General features: G+C 62.5%; 13 protein-coding genes and 1 pseudogene. 11 read left to right on the forward strand and 3 right to left on the reverse strand.

Annotation, left to right across the window (positions count from 1 at the left end):
- Positions 1-188, reverse strand: a pseudogene (locus AB3X86_RS32285) (transposase); the annotation flags it as partial.
- 129 nt (positions 189-317) lie between these two features.
- On the opposite strand from AB3X86_RS32285, the gene AB3X86_RS32290 reads away from it, so the two are divergent.
- The 7 genes from AB3X86_RS32290 (at position 318) to AB3X86_RS32320 (ending at position 12,853) form a co-directional block, all read left to right on the forward strand.
- Positions 318-7,739, forward strand: a complete 7,422-nt coding sequence (locus AB3X86_RS32290; RefSeq protein ID WP_368599099.1) for a hemagglutinin repeat-containing protein — start codon at positions 318-320, stop codon at positions 7,737-7,739.
- Positions 7,729-8,211 carry an HNH/endonuclease VII fold putative polymorphic toxin gene (locus AB3X86_RS32295; RefSeq protein WP_368599100.1) on the forward strand — a complete coding sequence of 161 codons (483 nt, stop codon included), beginning with the start codon at positions 7,729-7,731 and terminating at the stop codon, positions 8,209-8,211. Before AB3X86_RS32290 ends, AB3X86_RS32295 begins: the two co-directional genes overlap by 11 nt.
- Entirely contained in the window at positions 8,201-8,833 is a 633-nt protein-coding gene (locus AB3X86_RS32300; protein WP_368599101.1) for a hypothetical protein, read from the forward strand. The genes AB3X86_RS32295 and AB3X86_RS32300 overlap by 11 nt, the downstream gene beginning before the upstream one ends.
- A gap of 416 nt (positions 8,834-9,249) precedes the next feature.
- Complete coding sequence (locus AB3X86_RS32305; protein ID WP_368599102.1) at positions 9,250-10,998, forward strand: ShlB/FhaC/HecB family hemolysin secretion/activation protein; 1,749 nt, start codon at positions 9,250-9,252, stop codon at positions 10,996-10,998.
- Between the two features lie 58 nt (positions 10,999-11,056).
- Entirely contained in the window at positions 11,057-11,737 is a 681-nt protein-coding gene (locus tag AB3X86_RS32310; RefSeq protein WP_368599156.1) for a CsgG/HfaB family protein, read from the forward strand.
- A 71-nt stretch (positions 11,738-11,808) separates the two neighbouring features.
- The gene (locus AB3X86_RS32315) at positions 11,809-12,177 is read left to right on the forward strand and encodes a DUF4810 domain-containing protein (RefSeq protein WP_368599103.1); all 369 of its coding nucleotides are present in this window, start codon (positions 11,809-11,811) and stop codon (positions 12,175-12,177) included.
- 10 nt (positions 12,178-12,187) lie between these two features.
- Positions 12,188-12,853 (forward strand): DUF799 domain-containing protein, encoded by a 666-nt coding sequence (locus tag AB3X86_RS32320; protein WP_368599104.1) that lies wholly within the window; start codon positions 12,188-12,190, stop codon positions 12,851-12,853.
- 269 nt (positions 12,854-13,122) lie between these two features.
- Here AB3X86_RS32320 and AB3X86_RS32325 read toward each other — a convergent pair whose 3' ends face one another.
- Together AB3X86_RS32325 and AB3X86_RS32330 are read right to left on the reverse strand one after the other, a co-directional pair.
- On the reverse strand, positions 13,123-13,428 hold the full coding sequence (locus tag AB3X86_RS32325; RefSeq protein ID WP_176106557.1) for a DUF4148 domain-containing protein: 306 nt from the start codon (positions 13,426-13,428) through the stop codon (positions 13,123-13,125).
- 210 nt (positions 13,429-13,638) lie between these two features.
- Positions 13,639-14,643 (reverse strand): LysR family transcriptional regulator, encoded by a 1,005-nt coding sequence (locus AB3X86_RS32330; RefSeq protein WP_176365981.1) that lies wholly within the window; start codon positions 14,641-14,643, stop codon positions 13,639-13,641.
- A gap of 176 nt (positions 14,644-14,819) precedes the next feature.
- Between AB3X86_RS32330 and AB3X86_RS32335 the strand changes: the two genes are divergently transcribed.
- The 4 genes from AB3X86_RS32335 to AB3X86_RS32350 are packed head-to-tail and all read left to right on the forward strand — an operon-like array spanning position 14,820 to position 21,821.
- Entirely contained in the window at positions 14,820-15,686 is an 867-nt protein-coding gene (locus AB3X86_RS32335) for an alpha/beta hydrolase (RefSeq protein WP_368599105.1), read from the forward strand.
- A gap of 34 nt (positions 15,687-15,720) precedes the next feature.
- Positions 15,721-16,944, forward strand: a complete 1,224-nt coding sequence (locus AB3X86_RS32340) for an efflux RND transporter periplasmic adaptor subunit (RefSeq protein ID WP_176379330.1) — start codon at positions 15,721-15,723, stop codon at positions 16,942-16,944.
- Between the two features lie 43 nt (positions 16,945-16,987).
- Positions 16,988-20,173 carry an efflux RND transporter permease subunit gene (locus tag AB3X86_RS32345; protein WP_368599106.1) on the forward strand — a complete coding sequence of 1,062 codons (3,186 nt, stop codon included), beginning with the start codon at positions 16,988-16,990 and terminating at the stop codon, positions 20,171-20,173.
- Between the two features lie 13 nt (positions 20,174-20,186).
- Positions 20,187-21,821, forward strand: a complete 1,635-nt coding sequence (locus AB3X86_RS32350; protein WP_368599107.1) for an efflux transporter outer membrane subunit — start codon at positions 20,187-20,189, stop codon at positions 21,819-21,821.
- The last annotated feature ends 17 nt before the right edge of the window (positions 21,822-21,838 follow it).

The following is a 21,838-nucleotide window of genomic DNA, read 5'->3' on the forward strand; positions in this document are numbered from 1 at the left end:
CCTGGCTTCGCCCTTTGCGGCTGCGGATCCCGACACAGCACCCGGATCGCATGCTTACGGTGATAGCCGGTCAATTCAATGAATTCGTCCAGGATCTGGCGTTTCTCCGTCCGGTCAGAACGTCGATGCCGCTCGCCAACCGCCTCAGTCAATTCCCGTCGTGTTGTCATGCTGAGCCGCCTCGTCATAAGTCGCCCCTGCCAGCCGTCTGACAGGTAGCAAAATACTTGAGGCAACGAGCCTAGCTCGGTAACAAAAAACCTGAGTCAATGCGCCTGAACGCGACGCCCATTACTGGAAGCGGAGCCGCGCCGGGCGTGTCCATCGACGTATCGCAACTCGGCGGCATGTACGCGAAGCGTATCACGCTGGTCGGTACGGAGAAGGGTGTCGGTGTGGCCAATGCAGGCACGATTGCCACGCAGGCGGGCGACCTCACACTGACGAGTTCGGGCCAGCTCGTGCAGTCCGGCACGATGAACGCAAGCGGCAGCATCGGCATCAGTGCGGCGAGCGTCGCGAATAGCGGCACGATCTACGGGCAGCGGAATACCACGATCGGCGCGACAGGCGCGCTAACGAATTCCGGAACACTTGCGGCGCAGCAAGACCTCATGGCGACGGCGGGCAGCGTCGCGTCGACGGGATTGCTCGGCGCGGGCGTCGATCCTGACGGCAGTCTGGGCAGCAATGGCAATCTGTCGGTGACCTCGGCGGGGCTGCTGTCCGCTACGGGCCAGAACGTCGCCTCCGGCATCGCGACGCTTTACGGCGTGTCGCTCGACCTGGCCAATGCGCAGACGTGGGCAGGTACGGCGCTCGCGCTGACAGCCACAGGCGGCAGTCTCGGTCTCGCTAACGCGACGACGGGCGCTGGTACGTCGATCACGGTCAACGCGGCAGGCACGCTCGACAACAGCGGCGGCACCCTCAACGCGCCGCAACTCGCGATCCGTGCAGGCAACCTCACGAACCGCAGCGGCACGATCACGCAGACCGGCACGGGGCCGACCACGGTTGCCGTCTCCGGCACGCTGGACAACACCCGCGGCTCGTTGCAGACGAACAGCGCCGATCTGGTGCTGAGCCCTGCCACGATCCTCAACGACGACGGCACGATCACCAGTTCGGGCGCCGGAAGGCTGTCCGTGCAGACAGGCGCGCTGTCGAACAATGGCGGCACGCTTGCCACCAATGGCTCGCTCGACGTGCAGGCAGGAGCGGTATCGAACCGGGGCGGCACGCTGGCGGCGCAGTCGTCGGCGGTATTCAGGGTCGGCTCGCTGGACAACAGTGCGGGTGGGCAGATCAGCGCCCGCGACGTATCGATTGCGGACACCGGGGCGTTCAGCAACGCCGGCGGCACCGTGCAGGCGAACGACACGTTAGGCATCAACGCACAGACGGTAGCGAACGACGGTGGCAGCGTTTCCAACGCTGGTACGGGTACGACTACCGTCAGTGCGTCGCGTGCACTGTCGAACACAGCGGGCGGCCTGATTGGTGGCAACGGCGACGTGTCGGTGTCGGGCGGTAGCATCGACAATGGCGGTGGTTCGCTGGTCGCGGGCGGCGCGCTGGCCGCGCAGTCGGGCGGCACACTGAACAACGCGGCGGGACTCATCCAGTCGGATGGTGATGCATCTGTCTCCGCACAAGGTGCGCTCACAAATGCGGGTGGGCAGATCGGCACGAACGGCAGTTCGGCTGCTCTGGAGATTGCCGGCGCATCGCTCGACAATTCTTCGGGCCGTATCGCCAATACCGGTACGGGCGCAACGACGGTCAGCGCTGGATCGATCAGGAACAGCAATGGGAGCGGCGTAGCGGGCGCAGGGGTCATCGGCGGGAACGGCGATGTCATGGTCTCAGGCGCGTCGCTGTCGAATACCCAAGGTGGCCAGATCGTCGCGGGCAACAACCTGACCGTTAACGAATCGCAGTCCGTAGACAATTCGGGCGGTACGCTATCGGGCGCAAACGACCTGACGCTCAACGGTGCAGGCGCGGCGGTTTCCAATGTGAACGGCTCGATCCATGGCAACGGCGTGGTCAGTCTCGATACCGCGTCGCTGGACAACACCTCGGGCAGGATCGGCAACGACCAGGGCAGCGGTGGCAGCGTCGCCATCACGACCGGCACCTTCACAAACCAGAACGGCGCGATCGGCAGCGATCAGAACCTCACGCTCACGACGAACCGGCTCGCGGGCGATGGCAGGATCATCGCGGGTCTCGATGGCGCGGTGACGGTCAATGGCGACTACGTGAACCATGCTGCCAACCAGATGCAGGCCAACCGCAATCTCAGCTTCACGGTCGCGGGCAACCTTACGAACCAGGGCACGCTGGGCGCGGTGAATGTGCTGACGGTGAATGCTGCGAACGTCGACAACCAGGCGGGCGCAGACCTGAACTCGGCCAGCACGACCGTCAATGCAACGAACGCAATCACCAACGAAGGCCGCATCGAGGGCGATACGGTCACGACGAACAGCACGACGCTGACCAATACGGCGACCATCATCGGCAACACGGTGACGCTGACCGGCAGCCAGTCCATCGCGAATACCGGCGCCGCTGCGATCATTGCCGCGGCGGCGCAAGTGAACCTTTATTCGCCCGGCGATATTTCGAACACGGGCGGCGCGAACGTCTTCAGCCTCGCAGACGTGAACCTCGCAGCGGATGGCACGCGCGACGCAAACGGCCTGCTGTCCAACCGCTCGAACACGGTCACGAACGACCAGTCGACGATCCAGGCACAGGGCAACCTCCAAATCGCCGCACAGACGCTGACCAACTCGCGGCCCGCGCCGACGGTTCAGACCGTGACTACCGACGTCGAGACGGTCCACCAGACCAAGCGCGGCAAATACATGGCCTGTGCAACAGGAAATGCCGTGAGCGGTTACTGCTCGCAGTCGATGTGGGATAACGGCTACATCGCGCCGATCGACACGACTTTTTCCGCTTCACAGATCGTTTCACAAACGGCGGGCCCCAATGCGACGGACAAGGTGCTCGTTGTGAACGTCAATGGCACGCAGCAGACGATCTGGTACAACTCGATCACGACCAACGGCGACGGCACGATCACCGTCAACTACTGGGACGACTACAACCCGAATATCAACTACCTGCCGTCGACCGAGTACGCAACCCGCAGCGACGGACACAAGGGCTACCAGCGCGTCGAGTACGCACGCGATACGACCACCACCACGCAGCAGGATCAGATAACGGGCGCGCAGGCACAGCGGGGCCAACTGCTTGCGGGCGGCGACATGACGCTCGCGAACATCGGCACGCTGAACAACAGCTACAGCGCGATTGCGGCGGGTGGCTCGATCCAGATTGGCAGTACCACGCAGGACGGCTCGCTCGATCCGTCGGGCAGCGGCAACTACGGCGGCACCCAGGTGAACAACACCGGGCAGACGCTGTACCAGTACCAGCGCCAGGACATCGTATCGACCTACGCATGGAACCAGAACATCACGCAGGACGTGGGTCAGGTGGTGGAACCGTCGGTCGTGCTCGCGCCGGTGGCGATCGGCGGAACGGGCGGCACGATCATCGCGAACAGGGCGGTGGTCATCAGTGGCACCGACATCAACAATACCAACGTCGCGGCAGCGAACTCGGCAACCGGAGCGACGGGCGGCACGCTCGGCGCCAACCAGGCGCTGGCGGCCCAGAAAGCGAATGCGCCACAGACGGTCGCGGACAGTTCAGGATCGCTGCATGTCACGCTGCCGACGAGCGGCCTGTATTCGCTACGTACGGCACCGAATGCCCCCTACCTCGTCGAAACCGATTCGCGCTTTACGAGCTACACGAAGTTCATCAGTAGCGACTACATGCTTGGGGCGTTGGGCCTGAATCCTCAGACGGTGGAAAAGCGCCTCGGCGACGGACTCTACGAGGCACAGCTGGTACAAAACCAGATTACGCAACTCACCGGTCGCGTCTACCTGCAAGGCTACAGCAGCAATCTCGACGAATACACGGCGCTGATGACGGCGGGCGTGAATGTCGCGCAGCAGTTTGGCCTGGCCGTTGGCGTCGCGCTGAGCGCGGCACAGATGGATGCGTTGACGAGCGATATCGTGTGGCTGGTCAGCCAGACAGTCACGCTGCCGGATGGCTCGACGCAGTCGGTGCTGGTTCCGCAGGTTTATCTGGCACAAATGCACTCCAACGATCTGCAACCTACGGGGGCGCTCATTGCCGCCGACGACGTTGAATTGCACGCGACGGGCAGCGTAAACAACAGCGGAACGATCAGGGGCGGTACGCAGACGGTCGTCACGGGTACCAATATCGTGAACCGCGCGGGCACGATTGCGAGCAGCGGCACTGATGGCACGACGGTCGTCTCGGCGACCAACGACGTGGTGAATGCATCGGGTCTGATCAGCGGCAACCGCGTCGCGGTTCTGACGGGCAATAACATCATCAATACGACGCTGGTCGACGCGACTCGAATCAGTTCGGCGGCCGGTGACAGCAAGGTCGGCCAGACGCTGCTCGGCGCGCTGGGCTCCATCGCCTCGACCGGCGACATGGTCATTGCCGCAGGCAATGACCTGACGGTGCACGGCGCGAACGTCAACGCGGGCGGCAATGCGTCGATCAGCGCCGGTCACGACATTGAAGTCGATGCCGTGCAGTCCACGACCACGCAATCGGTGGCGCTGAACGACCAGCATCACTGGGAGGCGAGCGATACAACGAACCAGACGAGCGCGATTTCGGCCGGTGGCGACCTCGCGATGCAGAGCGGCAACGATGCAACGTTCAGGGGTGCAACCGTGACGGCGGGCGGTGACATGGCGGTCGTCGCGGGTGGCAATCTGACAGCGACCACGGTCACGAACACCGCGAAATTCGACAACGTCGCGACCGACGACAAGACCCGCAAGGAAGTCGACCAGACGTACGACGAACACGCGGCCGGGACGACCTTCACGGCGGGCGGCAATGCGACGCTCGGCGCGGTCAGTACGGATGCTGGCAAGGGCAGTGTGACGCTGACCGGGTCCAGTCTGACCGCTGGCATGACAAACGGGGTGGATAACGGCACGGGTACGGCCACGATCGCGGCATCCGGCAACGTCACCATCAACGAAGCCCGCGAAGAACACGACAGCTATCAGGCCGTCGAGTCAAAGCGCGGCAGTTTCGTCAGCGGATCGACCACGGATACGATGCAGGCCACGCAGGCCAATATCGGTGTGGCGAGTACGGTCTCGGGCGATACCGTCACTGTGCAGGCGGGTCGCGATCTGACCATCCAGGGCAGTAACGTGGTCGGTACCAATGATGTGAAGCTGGGCGCCATCGGCAACGTCAGCATCACGACGTCGCAGGACACGCAGCAGTCGCAGAGTAGTTATCAGAAGAAGGAATATGGCTTCCTGTCGGGCCTCAATCCGCTGAAGCAGCTCGATGGCGGCCTGCAGGGCTACACGATCGGCACGCGCACCACGACCGACGTGCAGCAGGCCACCCAGGTCGCGAACGCCGGCAGCATGATCGGTTCGCTGAACGGCAGCGTAGCGATCTCGGCCGGTAATGATGTGCATGTGACGGGCAGTACACTACACGCCGCGAACAATCTGAATCTCGCGGGCAAGCGCCTGACGATCGATGCCGCGTACGACACCTCGACGCAGACCGAGCAGCAGTCGTTCAAACAGACCGCGATTTCCGCGGGCGTCAGCAACCCGGTCATTGCGGCAGTACAGACCGCGAACCAGATGCGCAAGGACGTCAAGCAAACTAACGGCGACGCGCGCCTGGATGCGCTCGCCGCCGCAACGACGGGACTGGCCGCGAAGAACGCCTACGATGCGGTCATGAGCGACCCGACGGCTGTCGGGGGCGTGGGCATCAACGTGTCGCTGGGCACGAGCCACAGCAACAGCAACTCGACGGCGTCGTCGACTACGGCGGTGGGCAGCACCGTGTCGGCGGGCCATAACCTGACGATCGCGGCAGCTGGCGCGGGAGCGGCCAGCAACATCGATGTCATTGGCAGCAACATCAAGGCAGGCAATGACGCGACGCTCAATGCCGAAGGCGACCTCAATCTTCAGGCAGCGCGGAACACCGATAGCCAGCAGAGCACGAACAGCGGATCGAGCGCAAGTATCGGCGTGACGTTCGGCGTCGGCAAGTCGAACGGCATTTCGTTCCAGGCGGGCGTGTCGGGCACCACGGGCAATGGCAATGGCAGCGATGCGACGTGGACCAGTACGCATGTCGGGGCAGGCAACACGCTGACGCTGCAATCGGGCAGCGACACTAACTTGAAGGGCGTGGTGGCCGATGGCCAGCAGGTGATCGCCAATGTCGGCGGCAACCTGAATATCGAAAGCCTGCAGGACACGAGTACCTACAACTCGAAGCAGCAGAGCGGCGGCGTGTCGGTGAACGTGTGCGTGCCGCCGCTCTGCTACGGCGTATCCAGCGTGGCGGGCAGCATCAGCGAGGAGAAGCTGAACAGCAACTATGCGAGCGTGACGGAGCAGTCGGGGATCAGTGCGGGCGACGGCGGCTTCCAGATCAATGTCAAGGGCAATACGGACCTGAGGGGGGCCGTAATTTCCAGCAGCGATGCGGCCGTGCTGCGCGGCGTGAACAGCCTGACTTCCGCGACGCTTACGCATAGCGACATCGAGAATCGGGCCGAATACAGCGGGCAGTCGGTGGGCATCAGTGGCGGTTACGGTGGCGACATCGGCAAGAGCCAGGCTGGTAAGGCCGACAACGTGAATCCGGTTCCCGGTACGACTCTGCCGAAGAGCGGCGGCCTTTCGATGGCGCCGCCGATCGTCATGAGTGCATCGGGCGATGCCAGCGGTACGACGAAGAGCGCGATCAGCGGCGCGACGATCACGATTACCGACGGCGCCGCACAGCAGCAACTGACCGGACAGACTGCCGATGAAGCAGTGGCAAGCATCAGCCGCGACACGTCGGATACGGTGGGGTCGATCGCACCGATCTTCGACAAGGACAAGATCGAGGCCGGGTTCGATATCACGAGCCAGTTCATCAATCAGGTCGGCACGTTCGTCAGCAACCGAGCGAAGGAAGCGGATGCGGCAAAGGCTGCAGCGAATGATCCGAACCTGACACCCGAGCAGCGTGCAGCGGCGCAGCAGCAGGCTGAACAGCTGAATGCCGAGTGGGGGCCTGGGGGCTCGTATCGGCAGGTGCTGAGCGCGTTGAGCGTGGCGGCGGGCGGGAACGTGACCGGCAGCATGGGGCAGTTCGCGCAGAGTGCGACGGTGGCGTACTTGCAGGAATTGGGCGCGAGCGGGGTCAAGCAGATTGCCGATAGCCTCGACAGTGAGACTGCGCGCGCTGCGCTGCATGCGATCGTCGGTTGCGCTGGTGCGGCGGCGAGCAGCCAGAGTTGTGGCGCGGGGGCGATGGGGGCGGCTACCAGTTCGGTGCTGGGCAGCCTGCTCGCGCCAACCGATGGGATGTCGGCAGAGGACCGTCAGGCACGGGAGAATCTGGTGACGAGCCTGGTGGCGGGGATTGCCGCGGCGTCAGGGGCCAATGCGGCGACCGCAACGGGTGCCGGACAGATCGAAGGGGAAAACAACCAGTTCTCCGTGGCGGTCCCGTCGACTTCGTTATTGCCCGGCTGGCTGGAGGCACTTGGCAAGCGGCCGGGCGTCAAGGGGGAAACGGCCAGAGGGCGATGGTGTGATCGCTGATCCGGCCACTGAGCTCGATCCGACCATCAAGGCAGGCACGCCAACGACGACGCCTTCGGGATCGGGTGTGATCGACGACATCTTCAAAGCGCCTCCGGTTGTGGACGTGGCTAAGGGGTTGGTTGACTATGTCATCACATCAATAAGCGGCAATCAAGGTACGGATTCAACCGGCGCTGTGCCGCCAAACTTGAGTCCGGACGGTGCCGGACGTAGCGGTGCCTTCAATGAGGCCAAGCGAGCTTCTGGCGTGCCTGTTAGTCAACAGCCGTCTGCTGTTCTCCCAAATACAGACAAACGAGGGAATCCACAACCGGGCTATATTTACGTATATGAAATTCCGCTTGAGGGCGGAGGCACGAAAATAGTTAAGATCCGGGACGATGCTTCAGGTCACTTCTTCGGCGAAGGAGATGCGCAAAACCGAGGCCCTCACTTTAATGATCCTGCGGGAAATCACTATGACTATTGAGATCAAAGCTCTGTCAACCCAAGACGTATTTCAGAAAAATGATGTTTTTCGACTTGAGCGTAATGCATTTTCTGAGAATATCTGCTTTGGTGCCATATGCTGGGAGATTTCGCGCGTTTCTTCAAAGGACCCGTTGGCGGAGGTGCTGAGTTTTGTCATGGAGCACACTCTAGGTCGACTAGCCGAGTACGAATTTTGGTTGCTCATAGGCAACTCTGCATGGCAACCCGACACGAGGGTTGTACGCTACAGAAAACTGTTCAATGCTCTCGGTGTTCGCGGAGTGGATTTGTCGGCACTGGACGACCGATCCGAATTTGTGATTGAGAAAGACGGTAAGCTCAAATTTTTTGGATCTGGTAGATTCGATGCAACTCAGACGAGCACAATAGCTTCAGCGATAAAAGAAGAGGATTGCTCATATTTGATCGCACTGCCGAAGCACGCCGAATTGGTATTTGATATCTTGACAGGATGGTCTGGGGACCTGAATAAAGATCGATCGTTAATTGAATCTGTGATCGGAAAAAGAGGGATTGTTTTTCGATGCAGTGGCTATTTCGATGATCCCGAAATCGGCCTGTTAGCTTTGGGGAGCCCAACTGTCTTGCGAAGATTGTGAACTACAGCGAAGGCCAGTGAGTGTCGAAGACGAAACAATGAGTGACATCGCTGTAGCACTTCTGTCGGGGCTGTTTGGACCGAACTTGGCGCGCTGGCTAGCAAGATTCCGATACCGTGTTTTTGTCGCAACGATCTTCGCGATTTACCTGGTGGTGTTCGCTTCACTCTGTACGACGGCGGACTGCGGTACGCGCTGACCGTGTTCCTATCGAAGACATTTTCGTTGGTCGGCGCTTTGGTGCCCGTCGGAATCGCATCGATGGTCCTACGTGAGTATTCATGGCATCCCACGGGTCACACGACGAGTAGGTCCAGGGCGACAACCGCCCGAGCCCTAGAACCAGTTCGATATGCCTATGCGGCCGAGCGGTCCACCGCAGTTGAGTGCCGATTGGCATCAGGATTTGAAGAACAATGACAATCAAGAAAAGGCTGGCGGCGTTGCCGCTTACAGCCGTAATATCTCTCGCCCACGCGCAGCAGACCATCACCGCCGCCGACGAAGCCGTAGCAGGTCGCGCCGACGCCGAGCAGAACCGCCAGGTGCAGCAGCAACGGGATGTCAAGCAACGCGAGGCAACCGTTGCTGCGCCCTCGGTGCGCTCGACGGTACCTGCGAGGGAAGGCTGGCCTCCATTGCCAACCGAAACGCCCTGTTTCCGCATTGATACGTTCGCGCTGGACGTGCCGGCAACACTGCCGGAAGCCGTCCGCTCGCAAGGCGCATCCGCGCTGCCGCAGGACCGCTTCGCGTTCGCGCGCGAATGGCTCGATCACTTCCAGGGCCAATGCGTCGGCCCGAAAGGTCTCGACGTGCTCACGAAGGGGCTGCAGGCAGAGATTCTGAGCCGGGGCTACATCACCACGCGCGTGATGCTGCCAACGCAGGATCTTTCAACGGGCACGCTAAAACTCTCCCTCGTCCCCGGCGTCGTCCGTCATCTTAAGTTCGCCGACGAGTCCACACGCGGCACCTGGAAGACAGCCTTCCCCGCGCGCGACGGCGACGTGCTCCAGCTTCGTGATCTCGAACAGGGACTCGAGCAGATGAAGCGCGTGCCGAATCAGGACACGACCATGCAGATCGTCCCCGGCGACGCGCCCGGAGAAAGCGACGTGGCAATTGCCGTCGAGCGTTCCAAGCCATGGTCGCTTGCCGTGTCGGCCGACAACTCAGGCACGAACGAAACGGGTCGATATATCGGCAATGTGACGCTTGGACTATATAACCTGCTCGGCCTGAACGACATTCTCTCGGCCGGTTACAACCAGGACTTGCAGTTCGGCAATCACGACCTCGGTACACACGGCTGGAACGCTTCTTATTCGGTGCCGTGGGGCTACTGGACCGGCACGCTGTATGGCTACACGAACACCTACTACCAGCAGATCGCGGCGGTCAACGGCACGTTCGTGGCAAGCGGCAATGCGCAGACGGCCGGTCTAAAGCTCGAACGCATCTTTCACCGCAGCCAGAACGATGTGTCGAGTGTCGAATTCCAGCTGATCAAGCGCTTCGGGGCGAGCTTTATCGAGGGCACCGAAATCCCGCAGCAGCAGCGCAACAACACCTTCATCGAGGCGGGCCTCACTAACCGGCATTACCTCGGCGCGGCGCAGTTCGATGGAACACTGGCCTACCGCCAAGGTACCGGTGGGTTCGGCGCGCAGCCCGACACGCCGGGTGGCCCAACTTACCGCTTCCACATGGCGACGCTCGACGCGAATCTCTCAGTGCCGTTCCAGGCGGCAGGCCAGTCGCTGCGCTACGTGGGAACCGTACACGGCCAATTCACCAACGACGAACTGAACTACATCGACGACCTGACGATCGGCAGCCGCTACACGGTGCGCGGTTTCAGTGGCCAGACGATGCTGGCGGCGGAAAAGGGCTTCTACTGGCGCAATGAACTTCAGTATCCGCTCGGGCAGTGGGCACAGGTGCTGTATGCCGGTCTCGACTATGGCCACCTATGGGGACCGTCGGCGGCGAACCTCGCGGGCACGCAACTCGCGGGCGCGGCCATTGGCATGAAAGGCTCTGTGCCGTCGCGTTTCGGCGCATACAGCTATAACGTGTTCGCGGCCACGCCGATCTACAAGCCGGCCGGATTCGATGCCGCAGGCGTCGTATTGGGCTTCCAGGCAACCGCGCAATTCTGAAATTTTCCCCGCCGACGCTATCGGGGTTTCTGTCGTTTCAACAAAGAGGAAAAACAAAATGAAGTCATCAAAAACATATGCGCTTGGAACCGTGGCTGTTGCCGTCGTGGTGGCGTTTGGCGGATGTGCAACCGAGTCCTCACGCTCACTGCCGGTGCCGCCCGTCGCCAGCGCGCAGAAGCCAGCGGTGGGCCAAGCCATCGGCATTTCAGTCGGCAAGTTCGACAACCGCTCGAGCTATATGCGCGGGATCTTCTCGGACGGCGTTGACCGTCTCGGTGGTCAGGCCAAAACGATCCTGAAGACGTCTCTCCAGCAGAGCGGCCGCTTCAATGTGCTCGATCGCGACAACCTCGACGAAATCCGCCAGGAAGCGGGCTTCCTCAAAAAGGCGCAGTCGATCAAGGGTGCCCGCTTCGTCGTCACCGGCGATGTCACGGAATTCGGTCGCAAAGAGGTCGGCGACCGGCAGCTGTTCGGCATCCTCGGCCGCGGCAAGAGTCAGGTGGCCTATGCAAAGGTCAGCCTGAACGTCGTCGATACGACGACATCGGAAGTCGTCGCGTCGAGCCAGGGCGCGGGTGAGTTCAGCCTTTCGAACCGCGAAGTCATCGGTTTCGGCGGCACGGCCAGCTACGACTCCACACTGAACGGCAAGGTGCTCGATCTGGCGATCCAGGAGGCCGTCAATCACCTCGTCGAGCAGGTCGATGCAGGCACGCTCAAGGCCGCACAGTAAGTGCGTGCAGGTCTATTGCGTTCGATCCACTTCCAACCGCACCTGCAATCAACATGATGACGCGATTCACGATGAAACATAACCGCATGATGCGTGGAATCTATTTGCCAGTAACGACGGCAGCCGTGCTCCTCGCGGGATGCGCGGCGAACAGTCCCCAGCCGCTTTATCAATGGACCGGCTACCAGCCGGCCGTGTACGACTATCTGAAGGGAGAAAAGGCACCGCAGGAGCAGATCGAGGCGCTTGAGAAATCCCTCCAGGACATCCGCGGCAAGGGGCACACGCCACCGCCCGGATTTCATGCACAACTGGGCATGTTGTACGCGAGTGTCGGCAACGACACTCAGGCCATGCAGGAGTTCGAGTCCGAAAAGCAGCTGTTTCCGGAATCCTCGACCTACATGGACTTCCTGATGAAGAAACCGAAACAGCCCTGAGCGAGCCACCATGTCCAAGATCCTTTCCTTCAAGCTCGGCTTTGCGCTGTCGACGGTCGCACTGCTGGCCGCGTGCGCGCAACCTGTGAAGCACGCCGACTACACGGCGTTCAAAAACAGCCGGCCGCACTCGATCCTGTTGCTGCCACCGACCAACGAAACGGCGGACGTACAGGCGACCAACAGCATGCTCTCGCAGATGACGATGCCGCTCGCCGAATCGGGCTACTACGTGATACCGGTGGCGGTGATGGATGAAACGTTCAGGCAGAACGGCCTGACCATGGCGGCGGAGATCGAAGCGACCTCGCCTGCGAAGCTGCGCGAAATCTTCGGTGCCGACGCGGCCCTGTATTCGAAGATCACGCAGTACGGCACCGTATATCACGTCGTCGACAGTGCGACAGTCGTCACGGCATCCGCCCGGCTGGTCGATCTCAAGAGCGGTGACGTGCTATGGCAGGGTAGTGCCAGCGCCAACAGCAACGAGGGCAACAACTATGCTGGGGGTGGCCTGATCGGCATGCTCGTCACGGCTGCAGTCAAGCAGATTGCGAATTCGCTGACGGACAGGGGACACGAGATCGCCGGCGTGACGAGCTATCGGCTTCTGCATGCCGGGCCGCCGAACGGACTGCTGTACGGGCCACGGTCACCCAAATACGGCACGGATTGAACGCTGCCAGGTCAGCAAAAAACGGCTTGCGCTTTCTATTGCTTCAATGCAAATGCGCCCGCGAAGCCACTTCGCGGGCGCATAACGGCGAGTGCCGTGAACGACAGAAAGCCAACACTCAATGCTGTACCGGGCGATACGGCGTCCACACGGGCGTATCGGTATCCCAGTTATCGAGTTCCGATGGTGTCATGATGTGCTCCTTGATGAAGAGGCGCGCTTCTCGTGCGGCAGGCGCGCCGGTTTCCGAATCAACCTCTGCCAACTCGTTACTGGCCCTTCGCGACGCGCGTCACTTCGCCGTTGGTCCCTTCCTGCAACGCGATGCGCGCGGCCTGCGTCTGGCCGATCAGGCCTTTGTTCGGATACGAGGTGCGATTCAGCGAGGGCAGCGAGCCGTCGCGATACGCGGCGACCAGTTCGGCCTTGACCTCGGCGCGCGTCTTCGTGCTCGCGCTCGGCGCCGGTTGCGTGTCATAGGTTCCTGCACGGCCGATACCGCCGCCGCCTTCCGCAAATGCCGGAACGCTGACGAGCAGCGACAGGGCGAGGCCTGCCAACAGATTACGTTTCATGATTCACTCCTGTCGATTCATTGGCAGCGTGATGGCGCTGCGACAGGATGAAATGTAGACGTTGACGCGTTGCGGATAAATCGCGGTTTTGCGAAATGAATTGTCGCGATTCAGGAACAATCGCGAGCGAGCCTTGCAGCAACAGTGCAATTGCACGGTTGCCGCGGCATTGGCGCCGCGGCTGGAATTCACTGTTTCAATTAACGTACTTCAGGCGACCCATTCGGACATCACCGGTGTGTCGAGCGCCGGCGCGGACTCGCGCTGCTCGAACGTGCGCTTCGTGCAGGTGGCGTCGAGACTGCCGCGTCCGCTGAGCAATGGGCAACGATCGAACAGCTCCGCAATCCAGTCTACGAAAACGCGGACTTTCGGCGACAGATGACGACTGTGCGGATAGACTGCCGAAATCGGCATCGGCAAAGGTTTCAGTTCCGGCAGTACTTCGACGAGCTGGCCCGAGCGCAGATGTGGCAGCACCATGAAGAGCGCCGGCTGAATCAGGCCGAAGCCTTCGAGTCCGCAGGTCACGTAAGCATCGGCGTCGTTGACCGACACGATGCTCTTCATCTTCACCTCCACCTCGTCGCCGTTCACCAGGAACGCCCAATCAAGCGTGCGTCCCGTGCGGCTCGAGAAGTAATTGACGGCTTTGTGATTTTCGAGATCTTCGAGCGAAGTGGGAATCCCCGCGCGCTTGATGTATTCGGGTGCCGCGCACGTCACGCCCTCGAACAGACCGATGCGGCGTGCGACCAGTGACGAATCCTGCAGCGCGCCGACGCGTACCACGCAATCGACGCCTTCCTGCAGCAGATCGACGGGCCGGTCGGTCAGGCCCAGTTGCAGATCGATGTCCGGATAGCGCGTGTGGAATTCGCACAACGCCGGAATCACGAGCAGACGGCCAATCGAGCCCGGCATGTCGATGCGCAGCTTGCCGTGCGGCTTCTTGTTGCCGCTCTGGAAACTCGCCTCGGTCTCTTCGACGTCAGCGAGGATGCGCACGCAGCGCTCGTAGTACGCGGCGCCATCGGGCGTCAGCGACAGACGGCGGGTGGTCCGGTGCATCAGCCGCGTGCCGAGAAACGCTTCGAGGTTCTGAATAATCGTAGTAACCGATGCGCGCGGCAGGTCGAGCGTCTCCGCTGCGCGGGTAAAGCTGTTGGTGTCGACGACACGTGTGAACACTTGCATGGCCTGAAGCCGGTCCATTGCAAACCTCCAGTAGGGGCAGGTGCGCAGGCGGGAATGGAGTCCGCAAAAACAATCGCAACCGGATTGTTCAAAAGCACCGAATTGTGTTGCCGGATTATAGGCATTTATTTGCGAGTCTGCTGAACCCACAATTCGCACCATTGAAGTTCTATGCGCATTTTGCGCGGCTCGACATGGATGCATTCAAATCGCCGTACCCGTCCGTTTCCATCGGCGTTTCCGCCGAAGACACCGACGCTGAGGCCAGTGACGCAACACTTGAAGTCACCGACGTGGGTATCGATGGGTACGCTCAGCCCATTACGTTACGCCTGTATCGGCTGACGAAAAAAACCGCATTGCCGGTATTGCTTTATTTTCACGGCGGCGGCTTTACGAAAGGTTCGATCGAATGCGCGGACTTCGCCGCACGGTATTTCGCAGAACACTTACCGGCGCTCGTGGTGTCGGTGGGCTATTCGCTCGCGCCGCGGTTTCCGTTTCCAGCCGCGCCGGAAGATGCGCATCGCGCGGCGCTGTGGGTGCAGACGCGGGCGCGAGCGTTTGGTGGCAATAGCAGAAAGATCGGTGTGGCGGGGCATGACGCGGGCGGCCAACTCGCCAATTGTCTCGCGTTCATTGCGCGCGATCGCGGCGACGTGCAGATCAACGCGCAGGCGCTGTTCGGTCCGATGCTCGACCCGAGCCTGACGCGGCTTGGCGACGAGAAGCGGCTCGGTTCGGACATCACCGCGCGCGAGTGCGCCGCGTGTTATCGCGCGTATCTGCCGCAAGCGTCGCAGCGCATGCATCCGTATGCGGCGCCGCTCGAATCGTCGCGGCTCGCCGGCTTACCGGCCACGCTGATCGCGACTGCGCAGAACGACGTGCTGCATGTCGAGGCCGAAAAGTATGCAAGCAATCTGATCGACGCGGGCGTGCAGACCCAGGTGGTGCGCTTTCCGAGCGTGTCGCACGCGGCGCTCGCCGATCATCCGCCCGCTTTGCAGGAAGCGGTGCGCTTTTTCCAGTGGCGCTTCGATGCGCGCGCTCATCGATAAACAGAAATTCAATCAACGATACCGGGAGCTACATATGACTATCCTTCCTCTTTCCCGCCGCCGCGTGGCGCTTGCCGCGCTAGTGGTCGTCGTTCTTGCCGGGCTCGGCACGTTCGGCGCGATCCGCGTGGATGCAAGCTCGCCGGCCGCGCCGACCATCGTGCCGGAAGTCGACGTGGCGACCGTCGTGCAGAAGACGATCACCGACTGGCAATCCTATTCGGGCCGTCTCGAAGCCGTCCAGAAAGTGGACGTGCGTTCGCAGGTGCCAGGCACGATCGTGTCGGTCAACTTCAAGGACGGCGCGCTGGTCAAGCAGGGCGACACGCTGTTCGTCATCGATCCGCGTCCGTACGCGGCCGAAGTCGATCGCGCGGAAGCGCAGCTCGCGGCCGCGCAGGCGCGTACCGGTTACACGCAGAGCGACTGGGAACGCGCGCAACGGCTGATCGTCGACAACGCGATCGCCAAGCGCGACTACGACGAGAAGCAGAACGCCGCGCGCGAGGCGAGCGCGAACCTGAAGGCCGCGCAAGCCGCGCTCGAAACGGCGCGCATCAATCTCGGCTATACGAAGATCGTCGCGCCGGTATCGGGCCGCGTGTCGCGCGCGGAGATTACGGTCGGCAACGTCGTGTCGGCCGGCGCCAGCTCGGCGCCGCTCACCACGCTTGTGTCGGTGTCGCCGATCTACGCATCGTTCGACGCGGACGAACAGACCTATCTGCAATACCTGAGCCGCGCGAAGGACGGCGGCAAGGTGCCGGTGGAACTCGGTCTCGCCGATGAATCCGGCTATTCGCGCAGCGGCACGATCGAGTCGGTCGACAACCGGCTCGACACGTCGTCGGGCACGATCCGCGTGCGCGCGAAGTTCGACAACGCGGACGGGGCGCTGATTCCGGGCCTCTACGCGCGCGTCAAGGTGGGCGGCAGCGCCCCGCATCCGGCGCTACTGATCGACGATGCCGCGGTCGGCACTGACCAGGACAAGAAGTTCGTGCTGGTCGTCGATCAAGGCAACCACGTGGTTTATCGCGAGATCACGACGGGTTCGATGCAGGGCAATCTGCGCGTCGTCAAGGACGGTTTGAAGGCGGGCGACCGCATCGTCGTCAACGGCGTTCAGCGTGTGCGCCCCGGCGATGCGGTGCGCGCGCACATGGTGCCGATGACGACCGACGATGACCCGAACAGCGCCGCGCTCGCACAGTCGCACGGCAAGGCGGCGGACACCGGCGCGAAAGGCAATTCGTGAGCCGCGTGTTCCAACGCGCATGTTCCAAAGTTAAGAGCTTCCAATGAACATATCCAAATTCTTCATCGATCGCCCGATCTTTGCAGGCGTGCTATCGGTATTGATCCTGCTCGGGGGCATCATCTCGCTGTTCAAGCTGCCCATCTCCGAATACCCGGAAGTCGTGCCGCCTTCGGTCGTGGTGCACGCGCAGTATCCGGGCGCGAATCCGAAGGTGATCGCCGAGGCGGTCGCAGCTCCACTCGAAGAACAGATCAATGGCGTCGAGAACATGCTGTACATGCAGTCGCAGGCGAATAGCGACGGCAATCTGACGCTGACGGTCACCTTCAAGCTCGGCACCGATCCCGACCTCGCGACGCAGCTCGTGCAGAACCGCGTCAATCAGGCGCTGCCGCGTCTGCCTGAAGACGTGCAGCGACTCGGCGTGACGACGATCAAGAGTTCGCCGACGCTGACGATGGTCGTGCACCTGATCTCGCCGAACGATCGTTACGACATGACGTATCTGCGCAACTACGCGCTGCTGAACGTGAAGGATCGGCTCGCGCGGATTCAGGGCGTCGGTGAAGTGCAACTGTGGGGCTCGGGCGACTACGCGATGCGGATCTGGCTCGATCCGCAGAAGGTCGCGCAGCGCGGTCTCACCGCGACTGAAGTCGTCAACGCGATTCGCGAGCAGAACATCCAGGTGGCGGCCGGTGTGATCGGTGCATCGCCGTCGGTGCCCGGCACGCAGTTGCAGTTGTCGGTGAACGCGCGCGGCCGGTTGAAGACCGAGAGCGAATTCGGCGACATCATCGTGAAGACCGCGCCCGATGGCGGCGTGACCTATTTGCGCGATATCGCGCGGATCGAGCTCGCGGCGTCGGAATACGGCCTGCGTTCGCTGCTCGACAACAAGCCCGCGGTTGCGCTCGCGATCAATCAGGCGCCAGGCGCAAACTCGCTCGCGATTTCGGAGCAAGTGCGCGCGGCGATGAAGGAACTCGCCCTAGACATGCCGGCCGGCGTCGAATACCGGATCGTCTACGACCCGACGCAGTTCGTGCGTTCGAGCATCGAGGCGGTGATCCATACGCTGCTCGAAGCGATCGCGCTGGTCGTGATCGTCGTGATCGTGTTCCTGCAGACGTGGCGCGCGTCGATCATTCCGTTGATCGCGGTGCCGGTGTCGATCGTCGGTACGTTCTCGCTGCTGCTGGCATTCGGCTTTTCGATCAATGCGTTGTCCTTGTTCGGCATGGTGCTCGCGATCGGTATCGTCGTCGACGATGCGATCGTCGTGGTGGAGAACGTCGAGCGCAACATCGAAAGCGGGCTCAATGCGCGCGATGCGACCTACAAGGCGATGCGCGAAGTGAGCGGGCCGATCATCGCGATTGCGCTGACGCTCGTCGCCGTGTTCGTGCCGCTCGCGTTCATGACGGGTCTCACGGGCCAGTTCTACAAGCAATTCGCGATGACCATCGCGATCTCGACGGTGATCTCGGCGTTCAATTCGCTGACGCTGTCGCCGGCGTTGTCCGCGTTGCTGTTGCGCAGCCACGGCGAGAAGGAGGACTGGCTGACGCGGGTGATGAACCGTGTGCTCGGCGGCTTCTTCAAGCGTTTCAACAAGGTCTTTCATCGTGGTTCGGAAGCCTATGGCCGCGGCGTGACCGGCGTGCTGCGTCGCAAGGGCGCGATGCTCGCGGTGTACGCGATCCTCGTCGGTGCGACCGTATTGATGGCGCGGATCGTGCCGGGCGGCTTCGTACCCGCGCAGGACAAGGAGTATCTGATCGCGTTCGCGCAGTTGCCGAACGGTGCGTCGCTCGATCGCACGGAGAAGGTGATCCGCGATATGAGTGCGATCGCGCTGAAGCAGCCTGGCGTCGAAAGCGCGGTGGCGTTCCCGGGTCTGTCGGTGAATGGCTTTACGAATAGTTCGAGCGCGGGCATCGTGTTCGTCACGCTGAAGCCGTTCAAGGAGCGCGGCGACAAGAAGCTGTCGGCGGGCGCGATTGCCGGTGCATTGAACCAGCAGTACGGCGCGATCAAGGACTCGTTCGTCGCGGTGTTCCCGCCGCCGCCGGTGCTCGGGCTCGGCACGCTCGGCGGCTTCAAGTTGCAGCTCGAGGATCACGACGCGGTCGGCTACGCCGAACTGAACAAGGCAGCGGAAGCCTTCGTGAAGCGCGCGGCGCAAACGCGCGAACTCGGGCCGACCTTCTCCAGCTATCAGATCAACGTGCCGCAACTGAATGTCGATCTCGATCGCGTGAAGGCGAAGCAGCTCGGCGTGCCGGTCACGGACGTGTTCGACACGATGCAGATCTACCTGGGCTCGCTGTACGTGAACGACTTCAACCGCTTCGGCCGCGTGTATCAGGTGCGTGTGCAGGCGGATGCGCCATTCCGTCAGCGCGCCGACGACATCCTGCAATTGAAGACGCGCAACGCGGCGGGCGAGATGGTGCCGTTGTCGTCGCTCGTCACGGTGACGCCGACCTATGGGCCGGAGATGGTGGTGCGCTACAACGGCTACACGGCGGCCGACATCAACGGCGGCCCGGCGCCGGGCTTCTCGTCGGGACAGGCGCAGGCCGCGGCCGAACGCGTGGCTGCCGAAGTGCTGCCGCGCGGCGTGAAGCTCGAGTGGACCGACCTCACCTATCAGCAGATCCTCGCCGGCAACGCGGGCCTGTGGGTGTTCCCGATCAGCGTGCTGCTCGTGTTCCTCGTGCTCGCGGCGTTGTACGAAAGCCTGACGCTGCCGCTCGCGGTGATCCTGATCGTGCCGATGAGCGTGCTGTCGGCGCTGACCGGCGTATGGCTCACCGGTGGCGACAACAACATCTTCACGCAGATCGGTTTGATGGTGCTGGTGGGCTTGTCGGCGAAGAACGCGATTCTGATCGTCGAGTTCGCGCGTGAGCTCGAACACGATGGACGCAGTCCGTTGCAGGCGGCAATCGAAGCGAGCCGTCTGCGTCTACGGCCGATTCTGATGACGTCGATCGCCTTCATCATGGGCGTGGTGCCGCTGGTGCTGTCGAGCGGCGCGGGCTCGGAAATGCGTCACGCGATGGGCGTCGCGGTGTTCTTCGGCATGCTGGGCGTCACGCTGTTCGGCCTGATGCTGACGCCGGTGTTCTATGTGGTGCTGCGTTCGCTCGCGGGCGGGACGATACACGTCGCGCAGAAGGATGCGCCGCGCTATGGGGCGGCCGTTACGGACGCCTGAGGAGAAAACAACAATGAAACGCTTTGAATCTCGCTTTGTATCCTTGCGCGGATGGGGCCGCGCCGCCGCGAGCGGTTTGCTGATTGCGCTGCTGGCCGCTTGCTCGGTGGAGCCGACGTACAAGCGTCCCGATGTCGATACGCCGGCGGCGTTCAAGGAAGCGCCAGCGGTGAAGACGTCGGCTGCGGCGGCGTCGGGCGCGGCGGCTGGTTCGGCCGGGGCGACACAAAACAACGGCACGTGGAAGCCGGCCGAGCCCGCCGACAACGCGCTGCGCGGCGAATGGTGGAAGGTGTTCGGCGACCCGCAACTCGACGCGCTCGAAGAGCAGGCCGCTGCTGCGAACCAGGACCTGAAGGCCGCGGCCGCGCGCGTGCAGCAGGCACGCGCGGTCACGCAGGCCGCGAAGTCCGACTGGTTCCCGAAGCTCGACGCGGGCTTCGGCCCGACGCGCGAACGCGCGTCGGCGGCATCGCAATTCCAGCCGGACAGCGCGGGCGGCACGACCGGCACGATCTGGCGCGCGCAGGTCGGCGCGTCGTATGAAGCGGATCTGTTCGGGCGCGTCAGCTCGAACGTGAACGCGGCGCGCTCGGACGAGCAGCAGAGCGAAGCGCTGTTCCGTTCAGTGCAGCTGTCGTTGCAGGCCGACGTCGCGCAGAACTACTTCCAGTTGCGCGAGCTCGACGCGGACCAGGATCTGTACCGTCGCACCGTCGCGTTGCGCGAGGACACGCTGAAGCTCGTCCAGCAGCGCTTCAAGGAAGGCGATATCAGCGAGCTGGATCTGTCGCGTTCGCGTAACGAGCTCGCCAGCGCGCGTGCCGATGCGGTCGGCGTCGCGCGGCAGCGGGCGGCCTCCGAGCATAGCCTCGCGATTCTGCTCGGCAAGCCGCCCGCGGATTTCACGTTCGCGGAACAGCCGCTCGCGCTGGTGACGGTGCGCGTGCCGGCCGGTTTGCCGTCGGCGCTGCTCGAACGCAGGCCTGACATCGCGGCAGCCGAGCGCGCGATGCAGGCAGCGAATGCGCGCGTCGGGCTCGCGAAGTCGGCGTTCTTCCCGAAGCTCGATATCACCGGTGCGTTCGGCTTTGAATCGGCGACACTCGGCGATCTGTTCATGTGGTCGAGCCGCGCGTTCATCCTCGGTCCAGCCGTGGGTACCGCGCTGACGATGCCGATCTTCGACGGCGGCCGTCGTAAGGCTAATCTCGCGCAGGCGCGTTCGAAGTACGACGAGGACGTCGCGCAATATCGCCAGCAGGTGCTCGTGGCGTTCCGTGAAGTCGAAGACAATCTCGCCGATCTGCGTTTGCTCGACGATCAGATGCGCGAGCAGAACGACGCGGTCGATGCGTCGCAGCGCGCCGCGCATCTGTCGCGCACGCAGTACACGGAGGGCGCGGTCAGCTATCTCGACGTGATCGATGGCGAGCGGCAGGTGCTGCAGTCGCAATTGCAGGCGAGCCATCTGGCGGGCACGCAGGCGGTCGCGACCGTGAATCTGATTCGCGCGCTCGGCGGCGGTTGGGGCGATCTGACGGCGGGGGGTACGGCGGTGGGGGCGGTGCCGGTGCCGATTGGTGCTTCCGGTTCCGCGGCTGAAGCTGCGGCCGTTTCGGCGCAACAGCAAGTGGCGAAGCGCTGAATACCTAACCCTGTAGC

Origin of the sequence: Paraburkholderia sp. BR14374 (assembly GCF_040948685.1) — a bacterium.
In the GTDB taxonomy this organism is placed as follows: Bacteria; Pseudomonadota; Gammaproteobacteria; order Burkholderiales; family Burkholderiaceae; genus Paraburkholderia; species Paraburkholderia youngii.

Excerpts from the sequence above, each read along its gene's own strand:
- AB3X86_RS32300 (WP_368599101.1), top strand. The coding sequence starts at position 8,201 with ATGACTATTGAGATCAAAGCTCTGTCAACCCAAGACGTATTTCAGAAA.
- AB3X86_RS32320 (WP_368599104.1), top strand. The coding sequence starts at position 12,188 with ATGTCCAAGATCCTTTCCTTCAAGCTCGGCTTTGCGCTGTCGACGGTC.
- AB3X86_RS32335 (WP_368599105.1), top strand. The coding sequence starts at position 14,820 with ATGGATGCATTCAAATCGCCGTACCCGTCCGTTTCCATCGGCGTTTCC.
- AB3X86_RS32330 (WP_176365981.1), bottom strand. The coding sequence starts at position 14,643 with ATGGACCGGCTTCAGGCCATGCAAGTGTTCACACGTGTCGTCGACACC.
- AB3X86_RS32350 (WP_368599107.1), top strand. The coding sequence starts at position 20,187 with ATGAAACGCTTTGAATCTCGCTTTGTATCCTTGCGCGGATGGGGCCGC.
- AB3X86_RS32315 (WP_368599103.1), top strand. The coding sequence starts at position 11,809 with ATGAAACATAACCGCATGATGCGTGGAATCTATTTGCCAGTAACGACG.
- AB3X86_RS32305 (WP_368599102.1), top strand. The coding sequence starts at position 9,250 with ATGACAATCAAGAAAAGGCTGGCGGCGTTGCCGCTTACAGCCGTAATA.
- AB3X86_RS32325 (WP_176106557.1), bottom strand. The coding sequence starts at position 13,428 with ATGAAACGTAATCTGTTGGCAGGCCTCGCCCTGTCGCTGCTCGTCAGC.
- AB3X86_RS32340 (WP_176379330.1), top strand. The coding sequence starts at position 15,721 with ATGACTATCCTTCCTCTTTCCCGCCGCCGCGTGGCGCTTGCCGCGCTA.
- AB3X86_RS32310 (WP_368599156.1), top strand. The coding sequence starts at position 11,057 with ATGAAGTCATCAAAAACATATGCGCTTGGAACCGTGGCTGTTGCCGTC.
- AB3X86_RS32345 (WP_368599106.1), top strand. The coding sequence starts at position 16,988 with ATGAACATATCCAAATTCTTCATCGATCGCCCGATCTTTGCAGGCGTG.